Origin of the sequence: Sphingobium yanoikuyae (assembly GCF_013001025.1) — a bacterium.
Lineage (GTDB): Bacteria > Pseudomonadota > Alphaproteobacteria > Sphingomonadales > Sphingomonadaceae > Sphingobium > Sphingobium yanoikuyae_A.
In genome coordinates, this window is record NZ_CP053021.1 from 1069866 (window position 1) to 1090303 (window position 20438).

Annotated in this window: 27 protein-coding genes; 7 read left to right on the forward strand and 20 right to left on the reverse strand. The window is 61.7% G+C overall.

Annotated features, from left to right (window positions below; translation table 11 throughout):
* Positions 1-178 precede the first annotated feature (178 nt).
* The 4 genes from HH800_RS05535 to HH800_RS05550 all read left to right on the forward strand — a co-directional run bounded on the left by HH800_RS05535 (position 179) and on the right by HH800_RS05550 (position 3101).
* Entirely contained in the window at positions 179-715 is a 537-nt protein-coding gene (locus HH800_RS05535; protein ID WP_169860422.1) for a GIY-YIG nuclease family protein, read from the forward strand.
* Positions 712-2076, forward strand: coding sequence for a class I SAM-dependent methyltransferase (locus HH800_RS05540; protein ID WP_169860423.1), 1365 nt, complete (start codon positions 712-714; stop codon positions 2074-2076). Before HH800_RS05535 ends, HH800_RS05540 begins: the two co-directional genes overlap by 4 nt.
* Complete coding sequence (locus tag HH800_RS05545; RefSeq protein ID WP_169860424.1) at positions 2073-2276, forward strand: hypothetical protein; 204 nt, start codon at positions 2073-2075, stop codon at positions 2274-2276. Before HH800_RS05540 ends, HH800_RS05545 begins: the two co-directional genes overlap by 4 nt.
* A 207-nt stretch (positions 2277-2483) precedes the next feature.
* Complete coding sequence (locus HH800_RS05550) at positions 2484-3101, forward strand: hypothetical protein (RefSeq protein ID WP_169860425.1); 618 nt, start codon at positions 2484-2486, stop codon at positions 3099-3101.
* Here HH800_RS05550 and HH800_RS05555 read toward each other — a convergent pair.
* From HH800_RS05555 to HH800_RS05610, 12 genes are all read right to left on the reverse strand, one after another.
* Positions 3091-3609 carry a hypothetical protein gene (locus HH800_RS05555; RefSeq protein WP_169860426.1) on the reverse strand — a complete coding sequence of 173 codons (519 nt, stop codon included), beginning with the start codon at positions 3607-3609 and terminating at the stop codon, positions 3091-3093. The genes HH800_RS05550 and HH800_RS05555 overlap by 11 nt on opposite strands.
* Before the next feature lie 85 nt (positions 3610-3694).
* Positions 3695-3922 carry a hypothetical protein gene (locus tag HH800_RS05560; protein WP_169860427.1) on the reverse strand — a complete coding sequence of 76 codons (228 nt, stop codon included), beginning with the start codon at positions 3920-3922 and terminating at the stop codon, positions 3695-3697.
* Complete coding sequence (locus HH800_RS05565; protein ID WP_169860428.1) at positions 3919-4503, reverse strand: glycoside hydrolase family 19 protein; 585 nt, start codon at positions 4501-4503, stop codon at positions 3919-3921. Before HH800_RS05565 ends, HH800_RS05560 begins: the two co-directional genes overlap by 4 nt.
* Positions 4503-4856: a hypothetical protein gene (locus HH800_RS05570; RefSeq protein WP_169860429.1), complete on the reverse strand. Its 354-nt coding sequence runs from the start codon at positions 4854-4856 to the stop codon at positions 4503-4505. Before HH800_RS05570 ends, HH800_RS05565 begins: the two co-directional genes overlap by 1 nt.
* A complete protein-coding gene (locus HH800_RS05575) occupies positions 4853-5164 on the reverse strand; it encodes a hypothetical protein (RefSeq protein WP_169860430.1) in 312 nt (103 codons plus the stop codon). Before HH800_RS05575 ends, HH800_RS05570 begins: the two co-directional genes overlap by 4 nt.
* A 334-nt stretch (positions 5165-5498) precedes the next feature.
* Positions 5499-7697, reverse strand: a complete 2199-nt coding sequence (locus tag HH800_RS05580; RefSeq protein WP_169860431.1) for a hypothetical protein — start codon at positions 7695-7697, stop codon at positions 5499-5501.
* A complete protein-coding gene (locus tag HH800_RS05585; protein WP_169860432.1) occupies positions 7697-8044 on the reverse strand; it encodes a hypothetical protein in 348 nt (115 codons plus the stop codon). Before HH800_RS05585 ends, HH800_RS05580 begins: the two co-directional genes overlap by 1 nt.
* Positions 8034-8720: a hypothetical protein gene (locus HH800_RS05590; protein WP_169860433.1), complete on the reverse strand. Its 687-nt coding sequence runs from the start codon at positions 8718-8720 to the stop codon at positions 8034-8036. Before HH800_RS05590 ends, HH800_RS05585 begins: the two co-directional genes overlap by 11 nt.
* 55 nt (positions 8721-8775) lie before the next feature.
* On the reverse strand, positions 8776-11100 hold the full coding sequence (locus HH800_RS05595) for a hypothetical protein (protein WP_169860434.1): 2325 nt from the start codon (positions 11098-11100) through the stop codon (positions 8776-8778).
* Positions 11100-11489, reverse strand: coding sequence for a DUF6950 family protein (locus HH800_RS05600; protein WP_169860435.1), 390 nt, complete (start codon positions 11487-11489; stop codon positions 11100-11102). The genes HH800_RS05595 and HH800_RS05600 overlap by 1 nt, the downstream gene beginning before the upstream one ends.
* Entirely contained in the window at positions 11486-11962 is a 477-nt protein-coding gene (locus tag HH800_RS05605) for a hypothetical protein (protein ID WP_235682029.1), read from the reverse strand. Before HH800_RS05605 ends, HH800_RS05600 begins: the two co-directional genes overlap by 4 nt.
* Before the next feature lie 73 nt (positions 11963-12035).
* Positions 12036-15002, reverse strand: coding sequence for a tape measure protein (locus tag HH800_RS05610; protein WP_169860437.1), 2967 nt, complete (start codon positions 15000-15002; stop codon positions 12036-12038).
* 57 nt (positions 15003-15059) lie between these two features.
* Here HH800_RS05610 and HH800_RS05615 point away from each other — a divergent pair, with 57 nt between their 5' ends.
* Entirely contained in the window at positions 15060-15332 is a 273-nt protein-coding gene (locus tag HH800_RS05615; RefSeq protein ID WP_169860438.1) for a hypothetical protein, read from the forward strand.
* Between the two features lie 296 nt (positions 15333-15628).
* Here the strand turns inward: HH800_RS05615 and HH800_RS05620 are convergent, their stop codons facing one another.
* Positions 15629-15811 carry a hypothetical protein gene (locus HH800_RS05620; protein WP_169860439.1) on the reverse strand — a complete coding sequence of 61 codons (183 nt, stop codon included), beginning with the start codon at positions 15809-15811 and terminating at the stop codon, positions 15629-15631.
* Between the two features lie 128 nt (positions 15812-15939).
* Here HH800_RS05620 and HH800_RS05625 point away from each other — a divergent pair, with 128 nt between their 5' ends.
* Positions 15940-16971 (forward strand): IS110 family transposase, encoded by a 1032-nt coding sequence (locus HH800_RS05625; protein WP_020818605.1) that lies wholly within the window; start codon positions 15940-15942, stop codon positions 16969-16971.
* A 127-nt stretch (positions 16972-17098) separates the two neighbouring features.
* Here HH800_RS05625 and HH800_RS05630 read toward each other — a convergent pair whose 3' ends face one another.
* The 5 genes from HH800_RS05630 to HH800_RS05650 all read right to left on the reverse strand — a co-directional run bounded on the left by HH800_RS05630 (position 17099) and on the right by HH800_RS05650 (position 19266).
* Positions 17099-17590 carry a gene transfer agent family protein gene (locus HH800_RS05630; RefSeq protein WP_169860440.1) on the reverse strand — a complete coding sequence of 164 codons (492 nt, stop codon included), beginning with the start codon at positions 17588-17590 and terminating at the stop codon, positions 17099-17101.
* Positions 17590-18045 carry a phage tail tube protein gene (locus HH800_RS05635; protein WP_169860441.1) on the reverse strand — a complete coding sequence of 152 codons (456 nt, stop codon included), beginning with the start codon at positions 18043-18045 and terminating at the stop codon, positions 17590-17592. The genes HH800_RS05630 and HH800_RS05635 overlap by 1 nt, the downstream gene beginning before the upstream one ends.
* Positions 18046-18113: 68 nt before the next feature.
* On the reverse strand, positions 18114-18518 hold the full coding sequence (gene gp17, locus HH800_RS05640) for a tail completion protein gp17 (protein WP_169860442.1): 405 nt from the start codon (positions 18516-18518) through the stop codon (positions 18114-18116).
* Positions 18496-18726 (reverse strand): hypothetical protein, encoded by a 231-nt coding sequence (locus HH800_RS05645; RefSeq protein ID WP_169860443.1) that lies wholly within the window; start codon positions 18724-18726, stop codon positions 18496-18498. The genes gp17 and HH800_RS05645 overlap by 23 nt, the downstream gene beginning before the upstream one ends.
* 147 nt (positions 18727-18873) lie before the next feature.
* Positions 18874-19266 (reverse strand): hypothetical protein, encoded by a 393-nt coding sequence (locus tag HH800_RS05650; RefSeq protein ID WP_169860444.1) that lies wholly within the window; start codon positions 19264-19266, stop codon positions 18874-18876.
* A gap of 85 nt (positions 19267-19351) precedes the next feature.
* Between HH800_RS05650 and HH800_RS05655 the strand changes: the two genes are divergently transcribed.
* On the forward strand, positions 19352-19618 hold the full coding sequence (locus HH800_RS05655) for a hypothetical protein (RefSeq protein ID WP_169860445.1): 267 nt from the start codon (positions 19352-19354) through the stop codon (positions 19616-19618).
* On the opposite strand, the gene HH800_RS05660 is transcribed toward HH800_RS05655, so the two are convergent.
* Both HH800_RS05660 and HH800_RS05665 read right to left on the reverse strand, forming a co-directional pair.
* A complete protein-coding gene (locus HH800_RS05660; RefSeq protein ID WP_169860446.1) occupies positions 19619-19975 on the reverse strand; it encodes a hypothetical protein in 357 nt (118 codons plus the stop codon). It lies immediately after the preceding gene.
* Complete coding sequence (locus HH800_RS05665) at positions 19975-20433, reverse strand: DUF4054 domain-containing protein (RefSeq protein ID WP_169860447.1); 459 nt, start codon at positions 20431-20433, stop codon at positions 19975-19977. Before HH800_RS05665 ends, HH800_RS05660 begins: the two co-directional genes overlap by 1 nt.
* Positions 20434-20438 lie beyond the last annotated feature (5 nt).

Below are 20438 nucleotides of genomic sequence, written 5' to 3' on the forward strand. Positions count from 1 at the left end.
GTTGAGACGGGCGGCGTCTGCGGCCTGGTCTCTCGCCTGAACGCGCCCCTAAGGGCCATTTTCGATGTCTTGGAAATGGTAGCGGAGGAGGGACTTGAACCCCCGACACGCGGATTATGATACAGGTGCTTAGCGGTCATTTTCAACGGGTTATCTGTAAACCCAATGGAGAACGACCGTGCAGAATCAAATACCTGCGGGGAGCGATGTAAACCAAATTGGGACTGCCGTCACCGGCTTGTGTGGCGACAGATATGGGCGGGCGACGCGCATTTATCCGATCATCGAGAACGGCAAGCTGGTTGCCATTTTCATGGAGGATGGTCGCAATATCCATCCGTTGATCCCGGTGGCTTTGCGGGCTGAGATCAAGCCAGAATCATTCGAAGAGGAGGCGATCCGCCTCCACGCCATGGCGGACGCAGATAATTTCCGTCCCGAGATGTGTTATTTCATCGGCGGCGATGACGGCGCGATCAAGATCGGCAAGAGCGTGGCGCCCGATAAGCGGTTGCGCCAGATACAGATCAATTGCCCGGTCCCAATCCGCATACTGGCGCTTGCTCATGGCGGCGGCGCGCGCGAACGAGCCTATCACGCCCAGTTCGGAGCGTCATGGTCGCACGGCGAATGGTTCGCCCGCACGCCCGCCATCCTAGCCGAGATCGCCCGCCTCAACGCCACCCGCCCCGCCGATCTGGGGAGGGGGGTATGAGCACCGCCCTAGCACCCCAGCGCACAGTCGCTGACCTGATCGAGGAATACGAGGCCAAGCACGCCGCGATCGAGCAGGCGATTAGTTCGTTCGATGACGCTTTTACCGCGCTCGGCATGGCCGCCACCGTCCAGGGGCATTTTGTCGAGCCGGTGGGCAGCAAGTCTTACCTCTATGCCGATAAGCTCCGCAAGAACCTGCTGATATCGGGATGGCGCGCGATCTATAGCCGCCTCGACATCGCCAAGATCGCCAGCGCCAAGGACAAGAAGCTTTTCGACCAGACGCTAGCCAGTCCGCCGCCGCTGACGATGGAGACGGCGAAGGCGACCTTTGGCGATTATCTGATGCGCCCGCGCTTCCACATTCTGCGCGGCCTGGCGGAATCGTTCACCGCGCTGGACCCGGCATACAAGTCGCACAGCAAGGTGCGCATCGGCGTGAAGGGGCTGCCCAAGCGCGTCATCTTCTCGTTCGGCCATTACTGTTCCGGCTATGGCTTCGACCAATTCCGGGACATGGTGAACGCTCTGGCTGCGGTTCGTGGTCAGGCCGCGCTTGAATGGTGCGAAATTCAGGCGATGGAGGCGGATCACAAGGCCGGCGAGGATGCGACCTTCTCGGCGCGCGAACTGATGCGGTTTAAGGCTGGGCGCGGCGATGAGGCGATCCTTGTCCCCGATCGCGGCATCACGGTGCGCAAGTTCGCCAATGGCAACGCGCATGTCTTCTTCGACCGGGATTCGTTGCTGGCCATCAATCGCGGTCTGGCTGAGTTCTACGGCGAGGTGCTGCCTGATGTTGAGCCGGAGGGCGTGAAGCCGAGCGCCAGCACTGCCGTGTCGAAGGATCTGCAATTCTACCCGACGCCGCGCGCCGTGGTCGACGCTGCGCTGGAGTTCGCGCATATTCCAAACCCGGCGCATTACAGCCGCTACGATGGCGATATGCCTGTCCTGCGCGTGCTGGAGCCATCCTGCGGCGATGGCCGGATCATGGACGCCCTGCGCGAACGCCGCCAGAACGCTTTCGGGATCGAGTATCATCCGGGCCGGGCGGCCGAAGCCAAGGCAAAGGGTCATGCCGTCCTGACCGCCAACTTCCTCGACCACCCGCCGACGCCGGAATTTGACGCGGTGGTGATGAACCCGCCGTTCTATGGCCGCCACTATGTGAAGCACGTTCAACATGCCCTGCGCTTCCTGAAGCCGGGCGGCACGCTGGTTTCGATCCTTCCGGCGACTGCGCATTATGATCACGGCGAGCTGGCAGGCGAGTGGCGCGACCTGCCGGTGGGCAGCTTCTCCGAGAGCGGGACGAATGTGCCGACCGGGATGCTTCGGATGAGGGCGCCAGCATGATCCGGCGGTTCTGCTTCATCAGCGACGCGTGGGAATGCTCTCGCGTGCCCAGCATCGTCCGCGAGCATCCCGAGGGAAGTGACGACATCGTGATCGCCCAGCTTTCACGGATCGGCCACCCGCAAGAACTCTATGACCTGTGCCGCCTGGCGAATGCTGCTTTGAAGGCCGGCCTGACCCCGGAGGATGGCGCCCCATGACCCCCGCCCACCAGCTAGCCGAGAAGCTGACAGAGGCGCAGCGGAATGCGATCAAAAGATCAAATGGCCGATCTGTGACCGGTCTTAACGACATCAGCTTGGACGAATTGGAATTTCATGGGGTCACAGGGGATGATGGATGGATTGACCAACTCACCCCGCTCGGCCTCGCCGTCCGCGCCCACCTCCTATCCAAGGAACCCGCCCATGACTAAGCCGAACGAACCCGAGGGGCTTCAAGAGCGCGTCGCCCGTGAATTGTGCCGGCAGGCGGGCTATGATCCTGACGGTGCTGCCCGCAATGGGTGGGGCTGGCGCAACTACATGGACGCCGCCGCGCAGATCGTCGCCATATTCCCCGCCCACCCGGTCGCGGACGCTGGCGGGGTAACGGATGCTGATCGGGAGGCGGCGGCAAAATGCGTTGAGCACGGTCTTTCCCGCCCGAACCCGCTCAATGTCAGGCAGGGCGTTGTCGATAGCTGGCATCTTATCCAAGCCTTCGCCCGCCACCGCCTCCAGTCCGTCGCCGCTGCAACCGCCGCGAAGGATGCCGAGATCGACCAATACGAAAAAGAGTTGTCTCACGCGGAATATTGCATTGAGCATTATAAGGGACGGGGCGAGCGGCTGCGGGAGGCGCTGACCTATTTTGCCAATCGCCCAACTGTGGCCGAAGTCATTGAGGGCAAGCACGATCCCATGCCTGACACTGTGGAGGCGCGGATCGAAGAAATGGGCCGACGCAAACGCGAGCATGACGAAGCGATCTTGCAAGCCCGCGCTGCCCTCTCCGAAGCGCGGGAGGCGGGGGCTAAGGATTAAGCCCCAGCGCCCAATCCCGAACATCGATCAGCCGGCGGGTGTTCTCGGTGCAGATCCGCACATCATCCGCCGTCACTGCAACCAGGTCGGCTTCCGCACGGGATCTGTCGCCACCTTGGGCACCGTCACCTTGGGCGGTTCCACCGGCTTCCCCGCCCGCACCTCGATCGACTGCTTGCCGCAGCAGGCGGTTGTCGCGAATATAGCGCTCAGCAGCAGCGTTTGCCGCAGCCAGTTCGGTTTCGTGCTTCTGGTCAGCCGCATGGGCTTCATCCTTCCACTTCTGTTCATGGGCAGCGTTGACCGCCTTCTGGGCTATCAGGGCTTGCGTGGCCTTGGCTGTCACCTGCTCGCGGAACAGGCGGTATTCGCGCCGCACGTTCGCCGCGTCGGCCTTGTGGGACGCGCGCAGGCTGTCGATGCGCCAGACCAAGATTGCAGCGGCAAGGATCGCTATGCCGGCCGCGCCGAGCAGATAGGGGCGTAGGGTGGTGGGGAGGGGGATCATGCCAGTTGCTTCCAGATCAGGCAGGCCGCGATCACCAGCCCGCCGGCCACGGCTGCGGCGCCCATGAAGAAAGCGGCGGCGAAGATCATGGCTGCGTCTCCACGGGAACGGGCTTCTCGGGCGGCTGATCGATCGTCACGTTGCTGCGCGGCCGAAAGGTGCCAAGCACGCCGACAAGCCCGGTCGTGATCCCGCCGAAGCCCAGCGCCTCGGCATACTTGCCCTGCGATGCCAGCCAAGCGGCAACCGTGGCGAGGTAGCAGATGGCGAACAGCAGGAGGGCGAAGGCGATGAGGGGGTGGCGGTCGGTCATAGCAGCAGCCCCTTCGCCTTGGCCAACTGCACCTTGCGATCAGTCAGGCCATTGGTGCCGCCGTTCACCTTCTTGGTCACCGCCAGCACGTCGTCGCGATCCGCCAGCGCCGACAGCCCGCGCGACTGCCAGTAATCGCAGGCGGTGGTGACGGCGATGTCGGGGCGCTCTGCAAGCTCAGGATGCGATGCAAGCGGCTGCCCGATCGCCTTGCCCGCGCGCTCGTAGTTCGCCCGCCCGGTGAGCTGGAAGATGCCGCGGCCGAGGAAGCGCTTCCCGTCGCCAGGCTGGACATTGCCGAGGTCGTTGCGGCCCTCATAGCGAAGCTGCGCCGGGGTTGGTCCCCAGATTTCCCGCAGCCATTTGAAGCCGCCAGTTTCGTGCGCCGCCTGCGCCATGAAGTGGGCGATGCGCAGCGGCGTGGTGATGCCATAGAGAACGAAATCCCGCGCAGCCTGTTTGCCCAGCGCGTTGGCATTGTCGCGCGCGCCCATGGCCCGGAACAGCACGGCATAGGTCTTCGGGCCTGCGATGCCATCAGCTACGACGCCAAGGCGGGTTTGGATCGGCTTCCAGTGCATCACCGTTCTCCCCCGCGCGCGCGGCGCCGCTCTGCAATATCCCGCTCCATCTGCGCCGCGTGCCTGGCATTGTTCGCCCGGTGCCGGATATGCCGCGACATGCGCCCGAACAGCATGAGGATGATGCCCAGCGTCATGACGGTGACGGCCCAGCCATCGAACACGCCCTGGCCGACCTGATAGGCCCAGATCGGCGGCACGGTCAGGAATGAGCCGGACCCCATCAGGGCCAGTCCGACGCGCTCGGCAGGCTTATAATCGTCGTAGAACTCGACCAGCTTGTAGGCCACGATCAGCGTGACCGCGACGCGCAAACAGGTGTTGAGCAGATCGAACACGAAGAACTCGGTCATTGCCCGTCTCCTTTCGCTCCAAGGAGGCGCTCGAAGAACTGAATGATCCGAGGCAGAAGGATGTTCGAGCCTGCTCCCATGACATAGGTGATGAATGATGCAGCACGCGGCTCGTTCGCCGGCACCTGCATGATGGAATGCGCAACCCATGGGCTGACGAAGATCGCGAAGGAGAATCCGACGAAAAGCGTCAGGGCGATCTCCAGCCCGGTCATCTTCTTCCAGGGCCGGAAGGCGAGCGCCGTCACCGCGCCGGCGAGAGCCGCCATGATCGTAGAGGCCACGCTGCTGAATGGTTCGGCGCTCATCCCGATTCACTCCATGGCGTCATCGCATGCTCTCCTTGATGAGAAATTGCCTGTGACATCAGCGCGACTCACCGATCTTCCCGCATCCACCCCCGCCTGACACCCAGACACAGAGGCGGCGGCCCACCTCACGAAGGACTGATTGGGTCGCTGGCTCAACTGGGGTCATTCGGTCCCGGTCCACGGCTTCAAGACCAGCTCCGAAAACTCGGCTGCTCCCATGTTTTCGATCGGGCGGGGGGCTTCCCCTGAACCGCGCGATAAGCGTCATACTCAGCCTGCGTCGGGCGCTTCGGTTGTTCGTCAGGCATGGAATCTCCTCCTGATGGGGACATCACGCGCGACGCGCGGCGAGATAGGCGAATGGGCCTTCGACCACGAAGGCAGTGCCGGCAGGCGGCATCCCGACCAACGTCTCAACGCCAGATGACACCGTGTAAAAGCGCAGCGCGCCTGTTACGCCGCCAGCCACAGCATCCTTGTTAATCCGAGCCAGAACAGGGCCATTGATAGAACTAAGGCCTGTAATGTTGGCGACGCCCACGGTGCGCAGAGGGGATGCGCTTCCGGGGGCGGCGACTTCCCGAGGCAAGGATATTTCGATAGCGCCCGTTCCGTCATGGGTCGTTACGCTCATGCGATAATAGCCGACAACCCAATCGCCATCGCAACGGTAGCGACCATATGCTTCTGCATAGGTGCCTGTGCCCGGCGTCGTGCTCCCTTCAACGACAGGGGAATAGCTGGTCATCAGCACGTCACTGTCGTCGGCCTGGAAGCCATTGGGGAGGCTGCCGATCTTTGCTCCGCGCATACGGTTGGTAGTCGGCGCGAATGTGTGGGTTGCCTCCTTCTGGACGGCGACCAGCGTTTTGCCGGTCGGGCTGCTGGCACGAATGTCGTCCAGCCGAACCCGCGAGCTGGAACCCTTGCCAAACCTGATTGCGTTTGCCGCAGCCGGTGCGCCCGTTCCGCAATCTGCGAACTCAGACCTGCTTAGGTCGAGGCCATCAACGTTGAAGATGCTGATGCCATTACCGTCCACGGTTCCCACGCGCGTGAACTTGTCCGCGACGGAAACATCCCTAGGGAGGCCCGAAGGCAACGCATCGATATCGAAACCAACGATGGCGCTCTGCCGGAAATCCGACCAGCCATTGCGCTCTAGGGTCGCCTTCTTACCATTGAAAATCGAGAAGGGCCGGTTGCCATTTTTCGCGACGTTACCAACAGCGCGCAGGTTGGTGTCTGGATCAGTATCAGACGAAATTCGCTGCTCGTTGTAATAGAGGAAGTTGCCAGTGCCGACATAGCCCCGGCTATGATTGCCACTGACTTCGATATCCTGAGGCGCTAGTGTGACGGCTGGAGGCACAAATACGGATACCTCGCCGACATTACCGCCATTGTCTTCAAAAATGTTTCGCAGCACCCTTACCGCACGGATGATGTGCCAGGCGTTGGCGTTTGGTTCAAAGTCGATTGGCCCGGGCATGTTCGGGCGGGTGCAGCGACGGAAAAGGTTCTCAGTGATAAAAACGCCGTCGCCATCGATCACCGAAACGGCGTTGCGGTTTTCGCGATTAATACCGTCGAACAGGTTGCGGGATATGCTGATATTCCGGTTGTGCCGCTGTTCGCCGCCTACGCCACTGCCGAAATACAGCGCGTCACCACGGAAGCCAATGAACTGCATACCGTGAATGTTCACGTCCGCGGCACCGTTGAACTCCAGAAAGTGCTGCTGTTCAAAAAACGTCCCGGTCTGGCAGCGCATCACGAAATTGCGAAAATTGATCCCGCTGATGAAATCCGCGTTGCTGGCCGACTTGAACTTGAACGTCGCCTTGTCGGTGATCGACCGTTGATCGAAGATCGTGCCCTCGCCCGCGCCGTCGATCGTGATGGGCCGGTCGAGCACGACAGAGCTTTCAAAATTGAAAAGCCCGTATTCGCCGATGAACCGGCGCACCCCGTTCATGCATGCGTCCTCAAGCACCTCCGACACATTGTAGGTCGAGGTGAAATCGCGGATGCCGGCCAGCTTGGTACGATCGCAGATGCGGTAGATTGAAATGGGATTACCCATCTCAATATCGCTTAGCATCTGGAGATAGTGGGCGGGAAAAGGGGCGCCCGATGATGCGACGAGATCGGAGCCCTTGCCCGTCTCATCAGACGCAAGGGCGGCGGTGGTGGCAAGCGTCCTTTGCACCGCAGATCCGCCCGAAGTGCGCAGATAGACAGTGACGGTCCCATCGCCGTTGCTCACCGCGAACGAGTGGCCGACCGTGGTAGCCGCTTCGCCGGCAGCGACGCTTGTATAGGTCGGGCCGCTCGCGGATTCCGCAAGGGCGGCAGAGGCGGCGGCAGATTCCGACGCTGCGATTGCGACGGCGTTCTTTTTAAGCTCGGCCGTCAGGTCATCGTCGGTTGGCAGGACGCCGTAGGCGCCAGTCGCTCGCAAGATGTCGGCCTCGCTCTTACCGCGCGCGCCAGACACATCGATCCTAACCGTGGGTGACACAGCCATCAGTAGGTTGCTCCTGGGGTGAGAAGGATTTGCCCAGCAACCGGGACGGCCTTCACGCCATCAGGGTAGGTGAGCCGGATATCGTAGGCGAGGCGGACGATCTCGGCCGGGCCGGGGACAGATCCGAAGGCGCTGCCGGTGATTAGGAGGTCGAATTTGCCGTTGGCACGATCATAGATATCGAACGATGCCTGTGACAGCACCAAGCCTTGCCCAGCGGAGTAGCGCACGAAAAGTTCCAGCGTGCAGCCGGTGAGATCGATCGGCTCGCCACCGGAATGAAGCTGCCAGCCTTCATGATAATCGCCATTGCGAGGCACGCGAATATCGAGGCGATCAGCCCGCATTGGAGAAGTCCTCCACGAAACTGATCGCCATCTGCGCGCTGCGGCCGAAGGAGAGGGTGGGCGCCAGGTCTTGGCCCAACACCAGTTTGCACCGCGCCAGAGGCCAGTCGAAATTGACCTGTGCGCCAGCTTCGATCACGTCCCGGATAGGGGGCAGGAATGAGAACTCGGCCTGCTGACCATCGCGCGAAAGGATGCGCTCGATCTTGAATGCCCGCCCGCCGACGCTACCCTTCATACCAGCCTGCAACCGCGCGCCTTGAGTAACGTTCGCCGTCATCTGCGTCGGGATCGTGGACGGCGGGGTGACTACCTCTGCGACAATGTAGGGCACAGCATAACCGACTTCCGTGGGAAAATCGGGATCATTGGCGTGGATCGCGGAAGGGCGGGCGGGGTGCGCGCCATTGGCAGGGCGAGGGCCGGTGTAGAGCGACACCAGTGGAACCCAGAAGCTGCGGCCTGGCATGTAGGCTGTCCAGGCATCCCACAGGCGGATGATCGCCGGGTTGCGCAAGATGATGCCGGAATAGGTGATCTCCCAGCGCCCGCCGCCATCGGTCTGGATAACGGTATGGTCGCCGTTGATCGCGGTGCCGCCGTCAATCATGGTCGGCACCACGTCCGCCTTGATATTCTGCGGATTGAACCGGTGCGTGGGAAAGATTGGCAGCATGGCCGAACGATGATTATGCGGGCTGGCTCAAGCTACGGACGGTAAAGGCTGGGATTTATGTGATCACAACCGATCCGACATAGGTTGGACTGCCCGCGACACCAGACTGGCTGACCGTGACGAGCCAATAATGTTGGGTCGATCCAGCAGTCAGGCCGGTGTCGTCATAGACCTGCGTGGCGCCCAGCGAGCCGAGCATGTCGCCGTTGACCTGGCTCGCCGTGATGAAGTTATTGACCGTGTTCCGATAGAGCCGGGTCGCCGAATAGTTGGAGTTGGTCGGGTCACGCCATGCGATCGTCGCCTGTCCGGTGGCAGGGGAGGACACCGCGTCATCTGTGACCGGGCCGGGCGCGAGGCCGCTGGTAGAGGTGCTGACCGTCTCCAGCGCAGACCAGGGCGAAACGCGACCGTCACCAACGCCATAGGCCACCGCGACATCGACCGCGAGATCGGTCGGGACGAGGTTGGTCAGCAGGACTGCGGACGCGCCGGGATCGATGTCGGAAAACTCTTGCTCGTTCCACGTCGTGTCGGTGGTGACGCGCCAGCGGGCATACCAAGTGATGTCGTCGCGATCGAAGCCGTCGACCGTGATGCGAACGCGGGCGCTAGAACCGCTGTCGCCCAACTCGGCAACCGCTTCGGTGATGGCGGGGGCGTCGAGGGGAACGGCAGCGGGGCGCGCGCCAACGGGGGCCGGCTCACCTTCCTCGGTCGCCGGGTTCCAGGCGTCGATGTTCGGATTGGCGCGCACCCAGTCGAGTTCAACGCCCGTCTGCGTCCGCCGGATGCGCACAATCTCCGCAGGCCCGGCAAAGAATGTGGTGCCAGCTTCCGTGATGTTGAGCGGGAAGAAGCGCTTACCCAACAGTTTGCGGCCCTTGGTGTTGAGGACCAGCGTGCCCCGATAGGGCGCCATAGACTTGTCGAGCAGCCGCTTTGCAAGCCGCCGGGCCTGCGCATGGCTCGGGACGCTGTTATCCAGGCTGGTGGACTTCTCGCCAACATCGGCAATGCTGTCCTCGTCGCGCCAGGCGGTGGTGTCGACGCTGGTAAAATTGTGATCCGACGACAGGTAGGTCAGGGATACGACGTTGGCCTGATCCTCATCGACAATGCCATCGTCCATGGTCCATGTGATGATCTCTGCCGGGCCGATCGCATCGTCAGGGTCTGGCTCGACATAGCGCCCCGACCACGGAATAAGCGCGCCATCACCGCGCGGCGTCACCATGCCGTCACAGGCCGCCAGCAGATTGCCAAGCGTGACCTTGTGCTGGTCGGTGTATTTGTAGGCCAGCGCGACACGGTAGCGCGCCTCGGTCCCGCCTCCGGTCCAGCGCATCACGGTCCCGGCGCGATAATCATCCCCCAGCGAGGTAGTGATCGTGACTATATTGCCGCTGACGGACTGCACGACCTTGTTGATGCCATATGCCGCGAGGGTGATCGTCTTGCCCGGCGTGAGGCCTTCGACGCTGGTCAGCTCGAAACTGTGATCGTTTGAATCCGCGTCATCCACGAACACGCCCGCACCATTCTGCACCGCCATCTGAACATCGCAGTCGTCAGCGAACGCGGTCCAGTAGGAGAGGGTCGGCGCGAAATGCGTGTCCCAATCCTTGTTGTTGTGGTTCAGATAGTAATAGGCAATGGCGAGCGCCGCGTTCTCCGACCACTTCCATGTGCTGCGGTTGCTGATGTTCTGGGTCGGGTCACGCCAGTCGAACACGCGGCGGCCACGGACGACAAGCGACATCTGGTTCGCATCCGGCCCGCCGGTCGGATAGACATCGTTGTAGTTCTTCGCCTTCACCGGCTTAGAGATCATGCATCCAGTGACAACGCCGTCGCCCCGATGGTTCGATGTCCAGATGCCTGGCAGACGGGAAATGACCTCGGCGAAGGCGGTTTCGGTATCGAGGCCGAGGCGCGTTCCGATCTTGATCGTGTCATTGCCCGAGCCGAACTCGCCATTTTCCTGGCCGATGACGAAGCCGGAGCCGTTCAGCTTGACCTGCTTGTCACCCAGATAGATGCGCTCGATGAAGTCGACCCGACCGTCATGATAGGCCCAGACATCGACCGCATAGCCATCCTCGTTCGTGACATAGAGGATATAGGCGCCATACAGCCTGACCCTGCCGAACGCACCGATGCGCGGCGGGGTGCTGCTCTTGATTGAGCGTTCCTGCTGCTCGGGCTTCGGCCCCTTCGGCTTGTAGAGGACGGCCAGCGCCAGCGCAGCGGCGGCGGCAAAGGGCTGGCCACCGGGTATGAAGGCAGCGGCTACCGCGACGATCTGTAGAGAGATGCGCCCCAGATCCTTGTCGATCAGACTGAGCGGCGAGACGATCGCCCTGACGACGCCGCCCATCAGACCCTCCAGATCGCAAGGGGAGCGCCGGGCGCGCAGATCAGGCCGTTACGGTGGACGCTGGCCCAGCGCTCTCCGGTCCAGATTCCAGTCGTCCGATTGTGCCCGTCGTCGGTCGGCGCGTCCAGGATCGCTGCATCGCCCATCTGTGGCTCATCGACCACGGGCAGGCCGATCGCCTCCATGCCGCGCTGCCACAGATGCAGGAGGCCGCCGCCGCGCACGATCACGCGGACCGCGCTGCGTTCGCTGTCATAGGATATGCCGATCGCCTCCATGGCGCTGGCGTGGCCGTTATGCACCAGCCACCGGTCGAGCCAGCGCGAGCAGTCGTGCGACTGCCAATCCCATTTTGGCCGCGGTGCTTTGAGGAAGTCGCCAAGGTTCATCGCGTGCCGAACCTCCGCAGCACACCTTGCGTGATGCCCGCGACATGGCTGAAAATCGCGTCGGTCGGGGATCGGCGACGCTGATCCTGATCGGTGAAGAACGCGGCAGGAGAGCGGTTGCGGTTCGTGTCATCCGTCGCGATCGACAGGGTGAGCGTGCGAGTGCGGCCGCCGTTGCCGTCATCCTCGCTGCTGAACGTCAGCTTGTCCGCGCGGAATACCGCCTCATATTCGACGCCATCGAGCGCCCAATTGTCATCGAAGTAGAAGCGGGCGAAATGGACCTTCGCGCCTTTGACGGATGCCGCCTCCGTGGTGCCGATGGCGACCACATCGGCGCTCACACCGGACAGGCGGATATCCAGGCGCTCGGCCTGCCCGTTAAACGGGTGCTCGAAATCCGGCGCGCTGAGCAACTGCCCGCCGCCGAGATAAAGGGCCGGCGCGCTCTCCACGATGTCGGCAGGGATCAACAGGCTGCCGAAGCCGGTCCAAAGCCTCGCCACCGGGTCGCTATCGATGCGGATGCCAAATGCCTCGCGCATGTCAGCCCTTCAACTGCGAATATTTGTACATGGTGCCGGGGGCCGATTTCTGGCCCTGCGCGTAGGATGCGGCGCCAGACCGAGAGGATTCGGTGCGAGCGATAGGAGCCGCCACGCGCGCCGATCGGGCATCGACCGAACCCCAGAACTCGTCCGCGCCGGGGCCGATGTAGTTGATGACGGTCTGCTGGCCTGCTGATCGGCCGTTTAGCCTGTGGTTCGGAACAATCACCCCGGATTGCTGAGGCACAAACATCTCGCGCCCGCTTTCGCCAACCATGTAGGGGGTTCCGGCACGCACAGGACCGCCGATCGCCCGACCGCCGCCGAACAGTTTACTTGCGGCAGCACCGATGGATTTCAGCAAGCCGCCCGTTCCGCCTCCGTTGGTCGAAGCCTCCGACAAGGCGTCAGTGATCGGCTTGATCAGCACGTCTTCGATCAGCATATTCAACAAGCCGCTGATCAGCGGATCTTTGATACCAAGCTGCTTTTCGATGCCGCCACGGATGCTGTCCCTGACATGCTGAAGCTCGTCCACGACATAGCCCTCAACCATGTCGCTGGTTTCCCCGCCATCTCGATCGAGGCGGTCCCTGTAGGCCTCAAGGGGCGATTGATTTGAACGCTCGGCTATCCGGCGTCGGCCATCACTGATCTCGCCCAATCCATCCAGACCTGCTTGCGCGCGCTGACCTTCAGCGGAATTTTTGCCTTCCAGATCGATTATCGCTTGCAGCTGCGCCCGCTGGTATCGCTCCTCAAGGTCGATCGAGGCCAGTGCGAGGCGCTTCCGTTCCGTGCTGCTGTCGGCAAGGTCATATTGGTTGCGCAGGATTTCCTGCTCTGCGCGGAACCGCTCATCTGCGATGTCCTGCGCTTGCTGGGCCTGTTCCCGCTCCAGATCGCGAGAAATCCGCTGATCGTATCGGCCCGGCGCAACAACGATATCGTCGCCGTTGCCGCCGGAACCATAGAGCCGGTCGATGGCGTCCAGGGCATCCTGCCGCTGCTTGGTCGACAGATCTTTGTTTGCCGCAATCTCGGCAACGCGTTGAGCGCGTTCTTCCGCGAGAATTTTGCGCTGCAATTGGGCGCGGGCCTCTGCTGTGGTGGCGAGGTCCAGGCGGGCCTGCAATTCCTCAATGCGAAGTTGTGCCAGCTCGCGATCGGCGGCGAGGGCGTCCGGCTTGTCAGCTTTGGATTTTGGCGTTTTCTTGGGATCGTCGGTGGTGACGGCGGGGGCGTCCTGCTTAAACTCCTTGAGCGAAGAATTGACGACATCGGTATAGGCGTCGCGGGCCGCGGCCTCATTCTTGAGCGCGGCATTGAGGCTGTCGCGCTCCTTCTTTTCCTCGGCCACAGCGGCCGCCTGCGAACCGGGAAACAAAGTATCCCGGATTAGGCGGGTGCCACGGCCGATTATCCCAACAGGGCTACCTGCCGATTGGTTCGCGGGGTTCGACGCGGCCTGCTGCGCGCGCCGATCAATCGCGGCCTGCGCCTGGTTGCGGTTGACGCGGGCCGCAGATAGGGCTGCCTTCGCCTGTTCGATTGCCGCTTGCTTCGCCTGTGCCGCAACTCGCCCCCACGCCTGCGCGAGAAGATTTGCCTCACCAGTCAGGTTCGCGGTCGCGGTTAAAGCGTCCCGCTCTTTCTTGGTGAGATTGTTGGTTTCGGCCGCGGCCTGCGCCTTCTTCTGGCGCGCTACATCGAACTGCGCGGACTGACTGGCAATCGAAGCGTTTAGCTCATCTGCTGCAGCCTTCGCCTCAGCTTGACGGGTGGACAGGACCGTCACCGCCGCACCCAACGCCAAAGTTGCGGCTCCAACCGGGCCACCTACAGCGGCAAGCAGCGCTTGGCCAGACCGAGCCACCACACCCTGCGCGACCGAGAGCGCGGTGACTTCTCTGGCAGCCAAACGGGCCGCAGCCGCTTCACCCAAGAGGGCGCGATTTGCCTGGAATGTCGATGATGCCAGGGCAACATCGCTCTGTTCTTTTCGTACCTGCTCGATCGTCAAAGCAAGCGTGGCCGCCTTGGCTCCAACCGCAGCAGATACGTAGCGCACACCCATTGCTGTCGCGATGACGGCAAGGGCCATTGATACGGTCGACAAATTGTCAGAAAGACCTTGGAGGCCTGATGCTATCGCGCCAGCAGCGCCGCTAGTTGAGGCCGCCGACCCGACAAACTCAATCAGCCGGTTATTGAGGCTGGTGAACGCGCCTTCCAGTGTGAGCGTTGCATTTGCCGCCTTGCCCTCGATGACGTTGGCGCCAGACAGGATGGCTTGGAAAAATTCCTGACTGCTGACCTTGCCGTCATAGACTGCCTTGCGCAGCTTCTGGACGGACCCGCCATATTTCTCGGAAGCCGCCGCAGCTTCAAGCAGCGGGCGAAGGCCACCTTCGTTGATCTGCGCCCACTCTTCGGCCTGCAGCTTGCCGTTGCCGAATGCCTGGACGAGGCCAAGCACGGCGCCGGATGCTTCCTGCGAGCTTTTGCCGGTGACGATCAACGACTGGGCAACAGCCTCATTGATCTTCATCACCTGGGCTTGGCTGGCCCCCAGCTCACCACTGACCTGAGAGAGATTGCCGTAGAGGTCAGCCAAAGTGTTGACCGAAACGCCGTATTTCCCGCCAAGGTCGAGCAGCTTTGCCTGCGTCTCCGCCAGCGCTTCACCCTCAAGGCCGGCAACCTTGAGGCTGTTCTGGAGGCGGGTGTAGGAATCTGAGAGGCCGATGACCTGTTGAGCGCCGAACAAGCCCGCCAGCGCCTTGAACGCCGAGCCAATCCGGCCAGATGACACTGAAATCTGGCGTTCGAGCGCGACCATCTGGCGTTGCTGGGCCTGCGTAACGCGCTCGAAAGTGGCTGCCGACCTACGAAGATCGGCTTCATACTTGCCGACGCGAGCCTCGAACTCGACAATCACTTCGTCTGCGGTTGGCATGGCCATGGATGGCCATGGTGGCGGCGCCTGTGCTACGGACGGCACGGACACGGAGGAAGCGCAATGAGCAGCGACGACCACGCACATCTCATGGGCCGGATTGCTGCCCTTGAACTGCTGGCGACCACCAGTTTGGTGGATATGAGCATGCGAACACCCGGAGACGATCCGCTTAGTTCTCTGAAGTCTATGAGGACCGGCTTGTTCAGCTCTCTCCAGCATATCGATCGCGCGAGTGGCGATTTCGCGGATCAGGTGTGGGACGAACTTGCCACAGCCTTAAACGAGACATTTGACCGGGCAGAAACTCGGATAGAGAATGCGCTTAGAGATTGAGTTGGGAGGACGTGGGTGCTTCAATTAATTGGCTGGCTCGGGTGCTTGTATCTGGTCGTGAAAGCGTTGGAGATCGCCTCCAATCCATCTTTTAGAAATGCAGACGGGAAGATGACTAACTCTGCCATGGCAGCGTCCGTGATAGCCTGGTTTGGCGCAGTGGGATTTGCGCTGGCATTCAATGTGCAAGGTAGAGCATTCCCGAGCGCGACCATACCCACTATGCATGACCAATCTTCATGCATGGAAAAGGCAACGACCGTGGATGAAATCACCGCTTGCGCCGACGCGGCTTCCTAACCCAAAACCGCGACACCTCTTGCCTCCAGCCTGCGGCGACGCTCTTCCGTTTCCTCGATGGACGGCGGCTCGGGCTGTTCTTCACCAGTCTTGTGCGCCTGCTCCCAATTATGGAGCATCGCCTGGTATTCGTAGAGGGTGAGTTGTTTTGCCTCAGATGGGGGGATGCCGCCCATCATGGCGCAATTGGCGAGGATCTGGCCGATGTCTATTCGGCCGCTTCCGCGTCTTCCTTTATGGGATGGCCCGCCCCTTTTCCCCGGCATCAGGTATGATGCCGGTGCTTGAAAAGGAAAGGAGCGGACCGATGTCTATTGTTATCCTTGGCGTTGATTTGGGCAAGAATGCCTGCAGTGTCGTAGGCGTTGATGCAGCAGGCGCTGTCATCGTGCGTAAGTCGATGCGCCGACAGACACTTATCGATTACGTGACCAAGCTTCCGGCTTGCGTGATTGCAATGGAGGCGTGCTGTGGTGCCCACAACCTTGGTCGCCTTTTCGCCGCGCAGGGGCACGAAATCAGATTGATGTCGCCGGAGTACGTACGCCCGTATGTCAAAGCGCAGAAGAATGATGATCGTGATGCGGAGGGGATTGCCGAGGCCGCCTCGCGCCCGACTATGCGCTTCGTCGAACTCAAGACTCAGGAGCAGTTGGACATCCAGACCCTCCACCGCGTCAGGTCCCGCCTGGTAGCCGAGCGCACAAACCTTATCAACCAACTGCGGGCGATCCTCCTGGAGCGGGGGACCATTTTTCCGGCCGGCCGGCGCAAGCTGGAGTTGGGCATTGATGCCATGCTGGCCGCCGAAGATACGGCCCTATCACCACGCTTGAAGCAACTGGTGGGTGAACTGCGCGCCGAATGGCACGAACTTGATACCAAGGTCGAGGCACTGAACGGCGAGTTTGTCGAACTGGCTCGCAATGATGCAGCTGCCCGGCGGCTCACGTCCATCCCCGGCATCGGCACGTTGAACGCAACCGCTTTGATTGCAGCCGTGGGCGATGCCAGCAGCTTTGCCAAAGCGCGAGACTTGGGTGCTTGGCTCGGCTTGGTACCCAGGCAACATACTACCGGCGGCAAGCCCCGGCTGCTCGGCATCTCCAAGCGTGGCAACACCTATTTGCGCACTTTGCTCATCCATGGCGCCCGGGCAGCATTACCGTCACTGGCGCGCAGCGAAACCCCGCTGGGACGTTGGTTGACAGGAATGATCGAGCGAGGAGTTCATCGCAACGCAATCGTCGTCGCATTGGCTAATAAACTGGCGCGGATCGCTTGGGCAGCCCTTCGCAAAGAAGTGAGCTTCGAACGCGGCTATCCAGCAGCGGCATAACGGATCGGCTGCGTGCTTCTGCGCGCGTAGCCCAACGATGTTTGCAGGAAGGATCGTGAAGATGGCCTGACAGTCGATCGGCGTCTGGAAAGCCCGGGCAAAAAAATGGCACCTGTTGCCGGTTCCCTTATTGTGGCTCCAGACGTGCGGATGTCCATCTTGGCCACGGGATGCTCCCGTGAGACCGCATACGTTGACGCAGACTGATCAGAACACCGTAAAATCCTACTTGCAAACGGGGCGGGCCATACGTTTTTTTTGAGCCTTCCTGTGCGTCTTCATAGCCCTGCATGAAGGTGTGCAGGGCCGACGCAGCGAGATTCCAACTCTCGATGAAGGGGCGGGCTTCCGGTCCGGTCACGTAGCGCTCCACCAGCGCAGTTACGACGCGAGGCGTGCATTCGACCGGCTGCCCATCAACCGTTCCGCCCGCGCCGCAGAGCAGCCCCTGGCGGATGATCTCGGAGACATCGATCAAGCGGGAATGCCCGGCCATCACGCGCTCATAGATGGTCTGGATGCCCGCGTCCGCCTTGCGCTCGATCTCGGCGCAGGCCGCCCAGGGCAGCCTGAAATCATAGATGCCGTCGCCGAAATCAAGCGTCAGATGGTTTTGCATCAGGCTGCGTCAGCCCATTCGAGCAGGCCGGCGCCGGTGATGGTGATGCTCGCCTGCGTCCACTCACCATCGTTGCCGGTGATTTCGAACGACGAGATGAAGCCAGGGCCTTGCCAGTAACCATCGTCAACTGCGGCGGCAGGGGCGGGCGGCTCGTCCAGAGCGAATCGCCAGTTCTGCGTGGCGCCCATCAGACCGCGGATTGCCGCCATCTGAGCGCGATTATAGAGGCCAGAGCCGGTGATCGACCAGTCCTGCGCGCCGACATCGCGGATCGTCTGGCCAGCATCCTCCGGGTCAGCGCAATCATAGTCGGTCAACTCGAAGGCGTTGGCATAGGTGATGGTGATGCCGCGCGTGTTGATCCCGCAGAGCTGGGTGAACACTTCCGGGCTGTCGCCATCGCCGAACATGATGTCGGCGTAATTGCCCTTTACCTTCGCCGCGTATGCCATTGCCGATACCCTCGTTGATGAGATTTGGCCGACTTTGCGGGGGGAGGGCTGCTATGCGCTACGGACGCCTAAAGCTGCTCGACTATGCTGACGGTGAAATAGACGACACCCCGCCAGCTATCGGCCTCAGAGCTTTGGACCATAACGGTTCGATCGACATTGCAATCTGGCAGCGCGTCGATGGCATCTGCGATTGCCGCGACGGCCTTCTCGGCATAAGTCTTGGGATCAGGAATGGCCGCGCTCTTGGCAACGACGACATCGTATGATGCGTCCACGTCCCCACCGCGCCAGCCCGACGCGCGCAGTGGCTCTGTATCCTCCACTCCGTATTTCCCGAAAGGCTTCTCAGGGCTTGCCGGCGTTACCGTGGGGTAGAGGCGGCTCGCGGGTATCAACGTCGTGACGGACGGGGACGACTTGAGCGCGCTGATGATTGCCGAGCGGGCCTCAACGGTCGGGCTGATTGTCATTGTCAGCCCCCAACCACAACGGCAAGGACATCATCTCCCCCAGGAGCGCGAGCAGATTCCAATTCGTTTCCGGATGCTCTGTCTCCATCCGATCCAGAATGGCATCCATCCAGATCGCCAGCACGTCGATATCGAACCTGATCCCCATCGGCTTTCTGTCTAACAGGCTTGCCGTCGCCTGTCGCCTTCCCAAGCGCGATAGCTGCATCTGCCACCTCGCGTTTGACAGTGCCGCTCCAGCCCGCCTTGAAATGGGTGACGGCGCGCGATGGCCACCGATGGTTATAGTCGGAGGTGAAGGTGATTTTGGCCATAGCCTATTGGCCGCGCAAGGGGCCTGATTTGCTACGGACGCCTACAGCTTGCCGCCCTTCACGATGATGGAAACGCCCTTCGCGGCCAGCCTACTAGCGGCCTTGCGGATCTTCTTGGCTGCCGGCCGCATGAAGGGGCGATCCATTTCAAATTCTAGCCTGGCCGCATAAGGGGCGTCTGCGATAGATTGCGCGGTGAGTTCGCCTGTGCGCTCGACATGAACTGACCTGTCGAGAAAATGGGTGTCGGCGTTTGGCGCTTCGCCAGACTTGGATGGAACGTGGCCTTTGCCGCTCACTGCACCTTCGGTAATGCTCAATGCGGCTTCGGTCGCGTGCATGTCGGCCAGCACATAGACAAGCTTTGAAGCCTCCTTGCGCATCCCTCTTGTCATGTTTCTGAGCCGCTTGAGATGCGCATCGGCCCCCTTCATCCGAGCCACTACGCCGCCCGCCCCGGATTCGACTCCGCGCCTTCGTCCACGCAGGATGCGTCATCACGAATCAGGGAGGTGGAAAATGAGACCGGACGATAGTGATTGGTGGCCAGAAAATGAGACCAGGGCCGCCATAATCGTGCGATATGGGATTGCTCTTGCTGGTCCGGTCGCTGCCCTGCGACTTGAAACCACATTCCCGGCAGACGCGGCCAAAGGTGAAGTCCCGAATGAGGCTGAGACGATGGGCCTTCAATTCCTGCTCGATGCAGATGGATGCCGGATGCTTGGCGAGCATTTTTTGCAAGTCGCCGACATGATGACCAGAAATCAAAGGCCCATGAACTAATCACGCCGCCCGCCCCCGGCAAATCCAATGGCTGGACGCAGCGTCCAATTCCGCGCTCTGCACCATCCACCGCTTGCCGCTGACGCTGATCTGGCAGTCCGTCGTCACCTGCGCGCCAAGCCCGGCGGTCAGAATTATGATCCGCACGTCGCCATCGCTGAAGCCCTCGCTCTGGCGCATAGCATAGGTCGCGGCGTCCATCTGCGCGCGGCAGGCGATATCGGTTCCAGGGCCATAGGAGATATTGCCCTCTTCATCGTCGGTGCGGGCGCCTGGCACATGCAACGTCGCGGGCAGGTAAAGCCCGCCCAGCGCAGCGCCGAAGATGCTGGCTATCCCGCCGTCCAACAACCCCATCAGAACCTCCCATAGGGAAGCGGTCCAGCGAACCCGTTGAACCCGCAGCCACCGATGACAGCGCCGGTGCCGGTTACGCGAGGGCCAGCCACGCAGGCCTTGAGCATGGGGTAGACCTGCTGGCCATAGCTGGTCGCGCCGTATTCGCCCATGTCGGCACCACTGGACGCCGCATCGCCGCGCTCCAGTTCGATCGTGCCCGACTTGATGCGCTTGAACCCGCTGGCGCCCTGTGCAGCCATTTCCGCCTCTGCGCCGATGCCGACGCCTTGAAGCGTCAGATAGTGCCCCGTGAGCAGCATGGCGGCCAGATCGGCATCCTCGCCCAGACAGTCCTGCATCGGGTCCACGATCCGCCCGGCGCGCGCCGACCAGAACGCATAAGCCTCGTCCGTCACCGCGGAGAAGGCCTGAAAGATCGCAATGAACGTCGCCTTCGTCGGCGGGGTGTAGGCCATGGGTC